The organism is Natronomonas sp., assembly GCF_028274965.1.
Lineage (GTDB): Archaea > Halobacteriota > Halobacteria > Halobacteriales > Haloarculaceae > Natronomonas.
The window spans coordinates 50,824-64,196 of the sequence record NZ_JAQCNO010000067.1 but is presented as its reverse complement, the minus strand read 5'-3'; the positions used below and the strand labels follow the sequence as shown (position 1 = coordinate 64,196).

At 69.6% G+C, this 13,373-nt stretch carries 13 protein-coding genes; 6 read left to right on the top strand and 7 right to left on the bottom strand.

Features of this window, described 5'->3' with window-relative positions:
- Positions 1–86: 86 nt before the first annotated feature.
- Complete coding sequence (locus Q0916_RS10670) at positions 87–1,514, bottom strand: aldehyde dehydrogenase family protein (protein WP_299237246.1); 1,428 nt, start codon at positions 1,512–1,514, stop codon at positions 87–89.
- Positions 1,515–1,624: 110 nt separating this feature from the next.
- Here Q0916_RS10670 and Q0916_RS10665 point away from each other — a divergent pair, with 110 nt between their 5' ends.
- Positions 1,625–2,659 (top strand): guanosine monophosphate reductase, encoded by a 1,035-nt coding sequence (locus tag Q0916_RS10665; protein WP_299237245.1) that lies wholly within the window; start codon positions 1,625–1,627, stop codon positions 2,657–2,659.
- A 39-nt stretch (positions 2,660–2,698) separates the two neighbouring features.
- Here Q0916_RS10665 and aroA read toward each other — a convergent pair whose 3' ends face one another.
- Positions 2,699–4,021, bottom strand: a complete 1,323-nt coding sequence (gene aroA, locus Q0916_RS10660; RefSeq protein ID WP_299237243.1) for a 3-phosphoshikimate 1-carboxyvinyltransferase — start codon at positions 4,019–4,021, stop codon at positions 2,699–2,701.
- 147 nt (positions 4,022–4,168) lie between these two features.
- On the opposite strand from aroA, the gene Q0916_RS10655 reads away from it, so the two are divergent.
- The 4 genes from Q0916_RS10655 (at position 4,169) to Q0916_RS10640 (ending at position 8,040) form a co-directional block, all read left to right on the top strand.
- Positions 4,169–5,371, top strand: a complete 1,203-nt coding sequence (locus Q0916_RS10655; protein WP_299237242.1) for a M24 family metallopeptidase — start codon at positions 4,169–4,171, stop codon at positions 5,369–5,371.
- Positions 5,372–5,444: 73 nt separating this feature from the next.
- Positions 5,445–6,176, top strand: a complete 732-nt coding sequence (locus Q0916_RS10650) for a prephenate dehydrogenase/arogenate dehydrogenase family protein (RefSeq protein WP_299237241.1) — start codon at positions 5,445–5,447, stop codon at positions 6,174–6,176.
- Positions 6,173–7,567 (top strand): small ribosomal subunit Rsm22 family protein, encoded by a 1,395-nt coding sequence (locus tag Q0916_RS10645; RefSeq protein WP_299237240.1) that lies wholly within the window; start codon positions 6,173–6,175, stop codon positions 7,565–7,567. The genes Q0916_RS10650 and Q0916_RS10645 overlap by 4 nt, the downstream gene beginning before the upstream one ends.
- A 59-nt stretch (positions 7,568–7,626) precedes the next feature.
- On the top strand, positions 7,627–8,040 hold the full coding sequence (locus Q0916_RS10640; protein ID WP_299237239.1) for a hypothetical protein: 414 nt from the start codon (positions 7,627–7,629) through the stop codon (positions 8,038–8,040).
- Between the two features lie 19 nt (positions 8,041–8,059).
- Here Q0916_RS10640 and Q0916_RS10635 read toward each other — a convergent pair whose 3' ends face one another.
- Positions 8,060–8,269, bottom strand: a complete 210-nt coding sequence (locus Q0916_RS10635) for a ribbon-helix-helix domain-containing protein (protein WP_299237238.1) — start codon at positions 8,267–8,269, stop codon at positions 8,060–8,062.
- 91 nt (positions 8,270–8,360) lie between these two features.
- Between Q0916_RS10635 and Q0916_RS10630 the strand changes: the two genes are divergently transcribed.
- Positions 8,361–8,690: a hypothetical protein gene (locus Q0916_RS10630; RefSeq protein WP_299237236.1), complete on the top strand. Its 330-nt coding sequence runs from the start codon at positions 8,361–8,363 to the stop codon at positions 8,688–8,690.
- Positions 8,691–8,715: 25 nt separating this feature from the next.
- Here Q0916_RS10630 and aglJ read toward each other — a convergent pair whose 3' ends face one another.
- The 4 genes from aglJ to Q0916_RS10610 form a co-directional block, all read right to left on the bottom strand.
- Entirely contained in the window at positions 8,716–9,651 is a 936-nt protein-coding gene (gene aglJ / locus Q0916_RS10625; RefSeq protein ID WP_299237235.1) for an S-layer glycoprotein N-glycosyltransferase AglJ, read from the bottom strand.
- Between the two features lie 51 nt (positions 9,652–9,702).
- A complete protein-coding gene (locus Q0916_RS10620; protein ID WP_299237234.1) occupies positions 9,703–10,194 on the bottom strand; it encodes a phosphopantetheine adenylyltransferase in 492 nt (163 codons plus the stop codon).
- Positions 10,195–10,254: 60 nt separating this feature from the next.
- Positions 10,255–10,755 (bottom strand): winged helix-turn-helix domain-containing protein, encoded by a 501-nt coding sequence (locus Q0916_RS10615; protein WP_299237233.1) that lies wholly within the window; start codon positions 10,753–10,755, stop codon positions 10,255–10,257.
- Between the two features lie 110 nt (positions 10,756–10,865).
- Positions 10,866–13,373, bottom strand: coding sequence for an efflux RND transporter permease subunit (locus Q0916_RS10610; protein WP_299237232.1), 2,508 nt, complete (start codon positions 13,371–13,373; stop codon positions 10,866–10,868).

The following is a 13,373-nucleotide window of genomic DNA, read 5'->3' as shown; positions in this document are numbered from 1 at the left end:
CACCTTGGCGTTGAGATACGCGGCCGCGACGCGCTCGCCGAGGACGTGTCCGTCGATGCCGTCGCTCCGCCGTGTCGCCCACCCAGTCACCCCGTCCGTTCGGCGATCGACCCGAAGAGCTCCTCGTCGGAGGGCGGCTCGCCGTCGGCCGGCTCGACGACCTTCTTCGTCGTGAGGAAGTGCTCGTAGGAGATGTTCTCGTCGATCAGGTTCCCGCCCATCGGCCCGCCGCCGAGCGAGAAGGTAAACCGGACCCCGTTGCCGAACCCTCCCGCCAGTTCGATGCTCGATTGGTTCCGCCCGATCCGGTGGACGTCGAGGCGTTCGCCGGCCGCGATCGCCCGCTGTCGGTCCGGCGTGTAGACCACACACGAGTGGCCCCGCCCCTCGTGCTCGAGGATCGCGTTGCTCGCACCGATCGCCGCGTCGAAACTCGGGCGGTCGTACGCGGCGACGACGGGGGTGAGCTTCTCGCCGCAAAGCGGCGCCTCGTCCCCGACGTCCGGCGGCTGGACGAGCAGGAACGACGATTCACTCGCCGCTTCGGGGAGCTCCGCGCGCGCCGCGAGTTCGGCCGCCGACCGCCCGATCGCGCCCGAGCGGAGTTCGCCGGCGTCGAAGAGCACCTCCCTGAGACGGTCGGTCTCGGCCTCCGTACAGAGGTATCCGCCGCGGGCTTCGAGCGCCTCAAGCAGCTGCGACCGGACGGAGCCGTGGGCGACGATCGAGTTCGCGTTCAGACACGTCAGGCCGTGGTCGAACGACGCGCTGTGGGCGATGTCGTCGGCCGCCGCCGGCACGTCGGCGCGCTCGCCGACCAGACAGACGACGTTGCCCTCCCCGACACAGAGGTCCGGCGTGTCCGCGGTCCGTCCGGCCTCGACGTTGTTCGGCGAGCCCGTCACCTGCACGAGGTCGGCCCGATCGAGGAGTTCGTGGGCTTTCGGCTTCGTGATCGGCGGCGGGACCATCCCCACGAGATCCGGCGGCGCTCCGACCGCCTCGAGTCGCGCCCTGATCGCCTCGATGACGGCTCCCGTCGTCTCGACGGCGCTCGGCGAGGGCGAGACGACGATCGCGTTCCGGCCCTTGATCGCGAACATCGCCAGTGTCGCCGGCGTTCCGACGGGGTTCGTCGAAGGGGTGAGCGCGCCGACGACCCCGGCGGGGTGCGCGATCTCGATCACCCCCTCTTCGGGGTCGCGATCGACGACGCCGACCGTCGGTTCGCCCGCCGTATCAGAGAGCGCGCCCCGGACGATCGTCTCGGTCTTCTCGATCTTGTCGGCGACGTTTCCCATCCCGGTCTCCTCGACGGCGCGCTCGGCGAACGCCCGGCAGGCCCCGTCCCGACAGATCGCCCAGGCGACGGCCGCCACCGCGTCGTCGACAGCCTCCTGGCCGCTGTCCTCGAACTCCCCTATCGCCCGTTTTGCGGCCGCGACGCGCTCGGTGACGGCGCTTTCGGCCGCGTCCGTGCTAGCCATTTGTGTGCGTGTATTCGGTCGTGTCACTTATTTTCCCCGCCGACGCTCGGTCGCTTCGATTGCCCCGAACGGGCGAGGGCTCCGCCCGCGACCGACGTGCTTATGCGTTCGTACCTAATATAAACGAAGGGTTTGTCATGCCCTACGAAACGGGACTCTCCTACGACGACGTGCTACTCGTTCCACAGCGATCGCCGGTCGGTAGCCGCTCGGACGTGACGCTGCGGACCGAACTCGCCGACGGGCTCGCGCTGTCGGTCCCGGTCGTGACGGCGGCGATGGACACCGTCACCGAGACCGAAATGGCCCGCGCCGTCGGCGAGGCCGGCGGACTGGGCGTGATCCACCGGTTTCTCCCGATAGAGAAACAGGCCCGGATGGTGCGTGCGGTCGCCGAGGCGGGTCTGCCGGTGGGCGGCGCGGTCGGCATCGCCGAGGACTACGAGACGCGCGCGGCGTCGCTCGTCGAGGCCGGCGCGTCGGTGCTGGCGTTGGACGTCGCCCACGGACACATGGAGCGGGCGATCGAGGCGACGGAGCGCCTCGCCGATCGATTCCCGAAAACGCCGCTGTGTGCCGGTAACGTCGCCACCGAGGCCGGCGTTGCCGACCTCGCCGCCGCGGGTGCCGACTGCGTCAAGATCGGCGTCGGCCCGGGGTCGCACTGCACGACCCGGGAGGTCACCGGCTTCGGCGTCCCGCAGTTCACCGCCGTCGAGCGGTGTACGGCCGCCGCCGACGAACGTGGCGTGCGGACGATCGCGGACGGGGGGATCCGAACGTCGGGCGACGCGGTCAAGGCCCTCCTCGCGGGCGCCGACGCCGTGATGATGGGCGGGTTCTTCGCCGGGTGCGCCGAGTCCCCCGGCGAGGTCGTCGAGATCGATGGCGAGCGGCACAAGCGGTCCCGCGGCATGTCGACCGCCGCCGCCGCCGCCGAGCGCGAGGACAAAGACGGCGACGTCGAAGCCGACGAGGGCGTCGAGGCGGTCACCGAGTACACCGGTCCCGTCGGCCCCCGCATCGCGGAGTTCGCCGCCGGGATCCGTTCCGGGCTCTCGTACGCCGGCGCTCACGACCTCGAAACGGCCCGCGAGAACGCCGAGTTTATGAAGGTTACACCCACGACGACAGGGCGAAACGGCGCCCACGGGTTCGCCAGAAACGAGTGACCCGGCGGCGCGGGCCGGGATCGTGGTCGAGATCGGACATCAGCGCCGGTCGATCTCCGCGCCCACCCCCGAGAGTACGTCGAAAAAGCCCGGAAACGACACGTTGACGTCCTCGGCGCCCTCGATCGTCGTCGGCCCCTCAGCGACGAGCCCGGCGACGGCCAGCGCCATGATGATCCGGTGGTCGTCGTGGCCCTCGACGGTCGTGCCCTCCATGCCGCCGCCGTGGACGCGGAGTTCGTCCTCGAACTCCTCGACGTCGACCCCCATCCGCCCGAGTTCCTCCGCCATCGCCGCGACGCGATCGGTCTCCTTCAGGCGGACGTGCGCGCAGTCGGTGATCCGCGTCGTCCCGTCCGCGGCGGCCCCGAGCACCGCGATCGTCGGGAGCAGATCCGGCGTGTCGGCGACCCCGACCTCGATCCCCTCCAGCGCCGATCGGTCGACGCTTACCCGCCCCGCTTCGCGGTCCCACTCGATGTCGGCACCCATCGCCTCGAGGACGGACACGATCGCGGCGTCGCCCTGCGCGCTCGGCTTTGCGCCCTCGACGACGACGCCCTCACCCTCGCCGTCGGCGGCGAGCGCCCCCGCGGCGAGCAGGTACGACATCGACGAGAAGTCCCCGGGGACGCGGTACTCGCCGCCGGTCGGCTCGTACGTCTGGCCGCCCTCCACGCGGAACCCCTCTGCGCCGGCCGCCCGGACCGCCGAGTCGTCGCCGCCGAGCACCGTCGCCTCGACGCCGAAGTCGGCCAGCACCTCGAGGGTGATGTCGACGTACGGGGCCGACTTGAGCTCGGTCGTGAGTTCGATCTCGAGGCCCGATCCGGTGACCGCACCGGCCATCAACAGCCCGGTGACGTACTGCGAGGAGACGTCGCCCCGGATCCGGACGCGCGAGCCCTCAACGCCGCCGCCGACGACGATCGGGGCCCGTCCGTTTCGCCGCGTCGACGCCGCATCGGCACCGAGCCCCTCCAACGCCTCCAGCAGGGGCCCCTGCGGTCGGGACCGAAGCGACGCGTCACCGGTCAGCACCGCGAGCCCGTCGACGAGCGCCCCCACGGCGGTCGTCAGCCGCATCGTCGTCCCGCTGTTGGCGCAGTCGATCACGTCCGACGGCGTCGCCGGCTCGCCGCCGAACCCCGCGATCTTGAGGCTCTCGTCGGTCCGCTCTGTCTCGCCGCCGTAGGCCTCGACGGCCCGCCTCGTCGCGGCCGTATCCGCGCTGAAAAGCGGGTTCCGAACGGTCGCACCGTCCGCGTACCCGGCCGCGAGGATCGCGCGGTGCGTGTAGCTCTTCGACGGCGGTGCCCGCGCGACACCGCGAACCCGCGACGGCGTGATCCGGACGTCCATGCCGCCGTCTCGTCTGGGGACGACAAATGTCTGCCGACTCGGCCACATCCGATCGTACGGCGACCCCGACGCGCGGCTGTTCGTTTCGAACCGCGTCTGATTCGGCCGAACGCAACCTATTTTATTCCCGTTGTCGTACGAGCAGTCGTGTCACGGGACTTTTCGAAGCTCGATCGGTTCATCGAGGAGACGGGCGTCGACGGGTTTCTCATCGACGCCGACAGCGACGAGGCCGATCAGCTGTACCTCTCGGGGTTCGACGCCCCCGACCCCTTCCATACGCTCTACGACGGCGAGATCCACCTGCTCGTCTCCGGCCTCGAGTACGGGCGAGCAAAAGAGGACGCGGCGGCGGCGACCGTCGAACGTCACGCCGATTACGACCTGACGGCGGCCACCGAGGAGCACGGTCAACCCGAGGCCGCCCGGCGCGTCCTCGCCGATTTCTGCCGGGAATACGGCGTCGAGTCGGTCGCGACCCCGGCGAGGTTCCCGCTTGCGACCGCCGACGGGCTCCGAGAACAGGGCGTCTCCGTCGCGACGCCGGATGCCCCCCCGATCGGGCGGGGAACGGACGTCGTCGAGCGGATGCGAGCCACGAAGACGGACGAGGAGATCGACGCGATCCGGACCACACAGCGGGCCGGCGCGCTTGCGATGCGGACCGCAGAGGAGATGCTGCGCGAGACGACGGTCCGGTCGGGGACCCTCTACCACGACGACGAGCCGCTCACCAGCGAGCGCGTCAAAACGGAGATCGAGGTGACGCTGTTGGAGCGCAACTGCGGGCTCAGGCGGCGCATCGTGGCCTGCGGCTCGGACGCCGCGGACCCACACGAGCGCGGGAGCGGTCCGCTCCGGGCGAACGAACCAATCATCATCGACATCTTCCCCAGGGACAAGGGGACGAACTACTTCGGGGACATGACCCGCACGTTCGTCGTCGGTGAGCCCGACGAGACCGTCCGGGAGTGGTACGACCTCACCGCGGACGCAAAGGAGGCCGCGATCGGGGCCATCGAGCCCGGCGTCACCGGCGAGGACGTCCACGACGTCGTCTGTGACGTGTACGAGGACGCCGGGCTACCGACGCTCCGGAGCGACGAGGACGCCGAGACGGGGTTCATCCACAGCACGGGTCACGGCGTCGGCCTCGACATCCACGAACTGCCGCGGGTCGGCACGGGCGGCGACGAACTCGAAGCGGGCAACGTCCTCACGGTCGAGCCCGGGCTGTACGATCCCGCCGTCGGCGGCGTCAGGATCGAGGACCTCGTCGTCGTCACCGAGGACGGGTACGAGAACCTCACCGACTACGAGGAGACGCTGCGGATCGAGCCGAACGGCTGAGCCGCGGCCGCGCCGCGCTGGGGCCGATGCCGGAAGACGAACGGCTTTTGAGCGCCGCGGAGCAAGCGAGCGTATGCAACTGCTCGTCGTGGGGGCGGGGGAGATGGGCCGGTGGTTCGCCGGCCACTGCGGCGCCGATGCGGTCGCCTTCGCCGACCGCGATCCCGAGACGGCGCGGGCGGCGGCGGCCGGCTTCGAGGGGGCTCGGGGCGTTTCTCTCGACACCGACGAGCGCTTCGACGTCGTCTGTCTGGCCGTGCCGATCTCGGCGACGCCGGCGGCGATCGAGACCCACGCCGAACGGGCACGCGGCGCCGTCGTCGACGTCTCCGGGGAGATGCGGAACGCGGTCGACGCGCTGCGGGCCCACGCCGCGGGGCGCGAGCGCGCGAGCTTCCACCCGCTTTTTTCGGCCTCGAACGCGCCGGGGAACGTCCCCTGCGTGACGGTCTCGGCGGGTCCGACGATCGGGCGGCTCCGCTCTGCCCTCGAGGCCGCCGGCAACGACGTCTTCGAGACGGATGCGGACACGCACGACGACGCCATGGAGACCGTCCAGGCCACGGCCCACACGGCCGTCTTGGCGTACGCGCTCGCGGCCGACGACGTCGACCCGCGGTTTCACACGGCCCTCTCGGGACCGCTCTCGGAACTCGTCGAGGGCCTCACCGGCAACACCCCGAGCGTGTACGCCGAGATTCAAGAGCGGTTCGAGGGCAGCGCCGCAGTCGCCGAGGCCGCGGCGCGTCTCGCGGACGCCGACGGCGACGCGTTCGTCGAACTCTACGAGGAGGCCGGCGAATGACCGACACGGCGGGGATCCTCGACGCCGCGCGGTATCTCCGGAACGTCCGTCCGATCGATCCCGACGAGATCTACGAGTACGTCGAGGACAGACCGCACCCGGCGGTCGTCAGGGAGACGCTCAGGCGCAACGCGTTCGATCTCGGCCTCACGGAGCGCGACGACGGCACGTTCGTTCCCCTCGAGGAGGGCCCGATCGACCCGGCCTTCGAGGGCGTCGAGCGGTTTCCGGCGGCGTACGCCCGACGCTTCGAGGACCGCCTCCTCGAGCGCTACGGCGCGAACTGGCCCGAAGGCGAGGCTGGCGATCGGCTCAGGGCCCGGATCGACGAGCTGAAAGCCGCGTACTTCGCCGACGAGACGGTCACGTACGACGAGGAGACGGCCCTCGCCTACGGGCTGTATCACCTCCCGGACTACTACGCGGCGATCCAGTACGCCCTCGAGGAACTCGGACGCGACGGCCGCCTCCCGCACGCGCTCCGGATCCTCGACGTCGGGGCCGGCACCGGCGGCCCGGCGCTCGGGATTCACGACTACCTGCCCGCCGACACGGCCGTCGAGTACGACGCCGTCGAGCCGAGCGCCGCGGCGGCGGTCCTTGAGGCGATGCTCGCCGAAACGCGCCCGGGGTTCGGGACGACGGTCGCCCGCGAGACCGCCGAGAGCTTCGTTCCCGACGGGGAGTACGACCTGATCGTCTTCGCGAACGTCCTCTCGGAACTCGAGGACCCGGTCGACGTTGTGACGCGGTATCTGGACGCGCTCGCCCCCGACGGGACGCTTCTCGCCGTCTCGCCGGCCGAAGAGCGGACGGCGACGCGGCTCCGGTCGATCGAGCGGGCGGTCCTGCGGCGGCGCCCCGGGACCACGGTCTACGCCCCGACGGTCCGGCTGTGGCCCGACGAGCGACCCGACGACCGCGGCTGGACGTTCACCCGGCGCCCCGACATCGAGCCGCCGGGGTTCCAGCGCCGCCTGGACGTCGCCGGAGACGACGACGGGACGTACCGAAACGGAACGGTCCAGTTCGCGTACCTCCTCCTCAGAACCGACGGCGCGAGCGCCATCGAGTACGACCCCGACCCCGACCGGGTCGCGAAGATGGCCGACAGCGAGCGCCACGTCACCGATCGGATCGACCTCGACGCGGTGAAGCTCTCCCCGAACCTCGCCGCGGACGGCAACCCGGTGTTCAAGATCGGCGACGGATCGGAGCGGATCGACCACTACGCCGTGTTGGCCGACGCGTCGGCGCTGAACGAACCGCTCGAACGCGCCCCCTACGGCGCGCTGTTGGGCTTCGAGAACGCATTGGTCCTCTGGAACGACGACGAGGAGGCGTACAACCTCGTCGTCGACGGCGAGACGTTCATCGAGCGCCTCGCCTGAGACGGGCGCCAGCGCCGCCGCGGCGGACGTTTTTGTGCTCGCCGCGCCAACGACGCGGTGTGGTCTACATCACCCGGGGGCTGCTGACCGCGCTGCTCGAACTCGCCGAGGACCGCGACCCCGCGTCGGTCACGGTTTCTGTGACCGTGATGCCGGCCGCGGAGCTGGACGCCGACCTCCCCGCCGACCGATCGGTGTTCACCGACATGTACCTCCCCGACACCGGCGGGTCGGTCACCGCCGTCTTCGGGATGGACATCTCGACGCCGGGGGCCGCCGGTCGCTTCATCAGCCACCCCGACGGAACGCTCGGGCTGCGGAAAACCGACGACCTCCACGAGGTCGTCTTCGTTGCGACGCCGCCGTACGACGTCGAACACGTCGGCGCCTTCGCCCGCTCCGGCGAGGGCCTCCCGATCGAGACCCTCGACGTCGAGCCGCCGGCCGGCGAACTCGGCGACGCGCCCGGCTGACCGCGCTCCGCGTCCGGGCTCACTCCAGGTAGCCGAGGTCTCGGAGTTGGTCCGTGATCTCGTCGAACTCGGCCTCGGTGAGCGCGCCCTGTTTTTGATGCTGGATGACGATGCTCCGCAGCAGGAACCGAACCAGATCGCTCGTCGAGGAGAAGCTCGTCCCCTCGATCGTCTCCTCGACGCGCTCGGAGAGCTCCTTGGGTATCGAAACCGTCGTGTATTCGGTCACGCCCGGGGGTTGGTCGCTCGCGTGCATATGTCTGTTTACCGGCCGCCCGAGTCGGGAATATTTACGGTACCGTCGTGTATAGCCGGACGTAATGGGAGTTCGGCCGCCACAACAGGACGACGACGAGGCTCCGGAAGCGGTCGCTTTCGGGATCGCGGCGCTCGATGACCACCTCGAACGGGCCGGGGTGACGTTTCCGATGACCGCCGAGGAGCTCACGGCGGCCCTCGGCGATCCCACCGTCCCCTACGACGCGAAGGGCAACGAGATGCGGCTCTCGGAGGCGTGCGATCGGCTCAGCCGCGAGCGCTTCGACACCCGACAGGAGTTCCTGAACGCGGTGCACCCGATCTTCGAGGCCAAACGCGAGCGGGCGAACAACAGCGTCATCGGACAGCTCCGGGCGCTGTTGCCGTTCTGACCTCCCGGCGACGCGGCTCGGTCCGTCACTCCTCGAGTTCCCGGAGGCGCTCGGCGACGTCCTCGAGGCGCTGTGTCTGTTCGCGGTTCACCGAGACGAGGATGTCCGACAGCACGCCGAACATCAGCAACTGCACCGACAACAGCACCATGAACGCGGCGAAAAGCGCCAGGACGTCGTGGGAGACGCCCTCGACGAGGTAGCGGTACCCGACGAAGCCGCCCGTCCCGACGCCGACGACGGTCCCCAGTAGGGCGACGCTACCGAAGTAGAATATCGGGTTGTTCGTCCTCGCGAGGGCGTACAGCGTCAGGACGATCCGCCCGCCGTCCCGGAACGGGCTGAGGTTCGTCTCCGATCCGCCGGGGCGGGCCCGGTACGTGATCGGCACGACCGCCGTACTGACGCGCTGTCTGACGCACTTGACCGCGAGTTCGGTCTCGATGCCGAAGCCGTCGGCGTCGGGCCGGAGCTGCTCGAACGACCGCCTCGTGAACGCCCGGTACCCCGAGAGGATGTCGCTCAGATCGCGGCCGTACACCGCCGCGAACAGGCGGTTGATCGCGCGGTTTCCGAACCTGTTGAGCCGCGTCATCGCCCCCGGCTCCATCTCCGCGAAGCGGTTGCCGATGACGTGTTCGGCCCGCCCCTCGAAGATCGGCTCCAGCATCGCGTCGGCCTCGGCCGGCCGGTACGTGCCGTCCCCGTCCGCCATCAGGACGTACGGCGCGTCGATGGCGGCCACGGCCTCCCTGACCGCCTGCCCCTTCCCGCTCCCCGACTGTACCATGACCCGGGCGCCGCGGTCCTTGGCGATCGATCTGGTCCCGTCGCTCGAGTCGCCGTCGACGACGAGGACGTTCTCGAACCCCTCCTCGCGGAACCCCTCGATCACCTCGCCGATCGTTTCGGCCTCGTCGAGCGTCGGCAGGAGGACACAGACGTCCGAACGATCAGCCATCACGAGCGATTGGCGCGCCGGATAACAAAAAACGGCAGGTTCGGCGCCCGCTCATTCCGAGGGCTTCGCCCGGCCGGTGGCCTCCGGGGTGAGGTTCCCGTGCTCGTCGATCTCGCCGTCGACGATCCGGGTCGAGGAGATGATCTCCCCGTCCTCGGCGTAGCAGTGATCGACGACCTCGATCTCGAGCGGTTCCAGCCCGTTTTGCTCCCGTTCCTCGTTAACGAGCCGACCGCCGTCCTCGGTCTCCGGCGAGACGACGAGCACGTCGAACCCCGGTTCGGTCGCGATTCCGGTCGGCTCGCGTAGCTTCCGGACCTCGAACGTCCGGTCGTACTCCTCGGAGAACGCCCGGAGTTCGACCTCGAGATCGGCCTTCCGCTCGTCGAACGGGCGGACGTACCGGTCGACGCTCCGCGTCTCGGGAGCGAGCTCGTCGCTTGTCAGCCCGACGGTCACGTCACCGAGTTCGAACGCACGCTCGAAGAGCTCCCGGTGTCCGTCGTGGACCGGATCGAACGTGCCACCCAGTACGACTTCCATAGAACCCGGCTCGGTCGGCCGCGGTTTAGTGGCTTCGGTGCCGGCGGGGGCTCGACCCGCTTAGGGCCGCTCTTCTCGGTCGTCCTCGACGGTGATGTCCACCGGTTCGGCCCCGTCGCTCCGGTCGATCCCGAGGTGCGAATCGAGGTTGAACACCGTGTTGAGCTCGTCTTGGATCTCCTCGACGACGCTTCCGACGAGCTCGCTCGGCGCCATCGCCGTGTACTCGTAGGGGTTGTTGCCGGCGCTCCCCGACTCGCGTTTGCGGCGCTCGAGTTTGCCCTCCTCGTTGAGCTCGGCCAACGCCTCCCGGACGGTGCTCGGATACAGGCCGGTCCCGTCGGCGATCTCCTCGCTTGTGCTCCCGGGGCTCCGCCTGAGAAACACGTAGATCCGCGCCCGGGTCTCGGTGTCGAGCACCCACGAGAGCAGGTCGACGATCCCCTCGTCGAACTCCTCGGCCGCCCGCTCGGCCTCCTGCTCCAACCGGTCCCGCACGCCCTCCGTCTCCCCGTCGGCGGACGCTCCGTCCCCGTCGTCGGCGGTCTCGTCGGTAGACATCTGTGATATTCAGCCGGACACAGGGTACTCCGGTACATAAACCCTGTGACCACCCTCAGCGCGGCGATTTCGCCGCAGACGGGGCCTCTCCGGCCCGATCGGGGCGAGCCTCAGTCGGATCGCGTCGGGGCGGCGGCGTCCCCGGACGGCCGGGGGTCCCGCCGGCTCGCCCAGATCAAAAGCGCCGGCGGCAGCACGACGATCGCACTGACGTACGACAGGAAGACGCTGAGCGCCATGAGGAGCCCGAAGTTCCCGAGCACGGGCGTGATCGCCAACACCAACGCGCCGGTGCCGAGCGACGTCGTCAGCATGCTGCCGGTGAGGGCGCCGCCGGTCCCCGAAAGCGTCGTCTCGAGCGCCCGATAGGGGGTCTTACCCATGTTGTACTCGTCGATGAACCGCGCGGTGACGTGGACGGAGTACGCGACGCCGACGCCGATGGTGATCGACAGAAGCGTCGCGGTCAGGGCGTTCAACGGCAGCCCGATCACCCGCATCGTCGCCAGGAGTAACGCGAGTGCGATGAGGATCGGAAGGAGGTTGACGATCCCCAAAAGCGGCCGGCGCTCTAAGGCCCAGTACACGACGACGAGAAAGACCCCGGTGAGAGCGATCGCGAGGATCATCCCCTCGATCGCGCTCTCGAAGATCACGTCCGAGACCGCGCTGAACACGACGACGCCGCCGGTCGCCGTGGCGTCGAAGCGAAACTCCTCGGCGAACTCCCCGGCGTCGGCGGCCACCTCGCCCTGGCTCGCCTCGGCGTCGACGCTGTACTCGACTTTCGTCGAACGCCGGTCCTCGGTGAGGTACTGCGAGGCCGCGTCGGCGAACGGCGAGGCGAGCAACTCGTCGTATATCAGACCGAGGTTCCGGTCGGGGATCCCGTTTCCGTCCCGGTCGTTGCGGGCGATTAACGCGGCGAACTCCGGGCTCTCGGCGGCGTACCTGTCGATCACGTCCAAGAGCCCCTCGGACACCGCCCGGCCGTCGACCCGGGTGAAACTGTCCGGCGGGTCGGCGTTCGGCCGGGCGAGCGACTCCAGGGCGTGATCCGAGGTCAGCGGTCCGACGACGTACAGCGTCACCGAGCCGTCCTGATCGGCCTCGAAGCGGTCGTCGAGGAGGTTCGTCGTCTCCGTGACGGTGTACTCGCCCGGCGACATCGGCCCCGGCAGCGCCTCGATGTACGCGGGGATGTCCTCCGGCGGGAGGAAATCGTCCGTCTCGAAGGACTGATCGACGCCCTGGCCGTACACGCCCGCCGACGCGCCGACAAGCAAAAACAGGACGACGAACACAACGGGTGCGGTCCGGGTCACCGTTGCGCTCACCGAGAGCGCCCGCCCGAGGGTCGACCCCTCGGAGGCGATCGGCGAGGACCCGAACGTCGGGATCGACAGCCGCTCTCGGACGCGGTCGGCGAGCAGCTTCGCGCTCGGCAGGAACAGCCCGAAGATGAAGAAGGTGAAGATGATCCCGACGGCGGCGACGAGCCCGAAGTTGCTGATCGGACCGAGGTCGCTGACGATGTTCGCGCCGAACCCGAAGACGGTCGTCACGGTCACGATGAGGAAGGCGACGAGCAGCTGTCTGTTCGCCTCCGTCATCGCCGCGAGCGGGTCGAGGCCCTTCTCGCGCTCCTCGCGGTAGCGGTTGATGATGTGGATGCCGAAATCGACGCCGACGGCGAGTATCAACACGGGAACGGAGACGAGGTTCTGATCGAAGGGGATCCCCGCGTACCCGACGAACCCGAAGGCCCACACGAGCGTCAACAGCAGGGCGGCGAGTCCGAGCCCCAGATCGATCGGGTCGCGGTACGCGACGGCCAAGAATCCGAGGATCAACACGAGCACGATCGGAACGACGATGGCGAGCGAGTCCCCGATGATGTTCCCGAACTCGCTGCCCGTGATCCCGGGGCCGAACACGCGGACGTCGCCGCCGCCCTCCTCCGCGAGGTCCTCCATGGCCAGCTGTATCGACTCGAGCTCATCGCTGCCGCCACCCTGGGGCCCGCCGCTTCCCTCGCTTTCGAGGTCGTGGGTGACACCGGTGATCGACGCCGAGGCCGACGCCGCCGTGGGGTTGAAATCGTTCGAGAGCGCGCCCTCGAATGTCGGATTTCCGGCGAGTTCACGCACCGCCCGCCTGATCTCGGAGGGCGTCGCCTGCTCGACGGCTCGTGTCCGCTCTTCGGGCGTCTCGGCGCTCGGATCGAGCGTCGACGCGATAAGCGTCGCCGGGCCGCGCGCGCCGTCGATGCGGAGTTCGCTCCGGCGGTCGACCCGCTCGAGAAACCGGAGGTTCCGGACGAGTTCCCGCTGTGCGAGGACGTTGTCGCCGACGTGGATCACGGATGTCTGTGCGGCGGACTCCTCGAAGCGGTCGCCGAACTCATCGTTGACCGCGTCGAGGGCCTCCTGTTCGGGCAGCCCCTCGGTGAACGAGCCGGTGCCCTCGCTGTCTGTCGAGACGAGCGGCAGCCCACCGGCGAACGCCGCGGTGACGAGTAAAAAGGCGACGATGACCGCGAGGGGCCGCGAGAGCGCCGCCTCGTTCAGCCGCCCGATCGCCGACGCGTCCGACGGCTCCGCGTCGTCGCCCGGCAC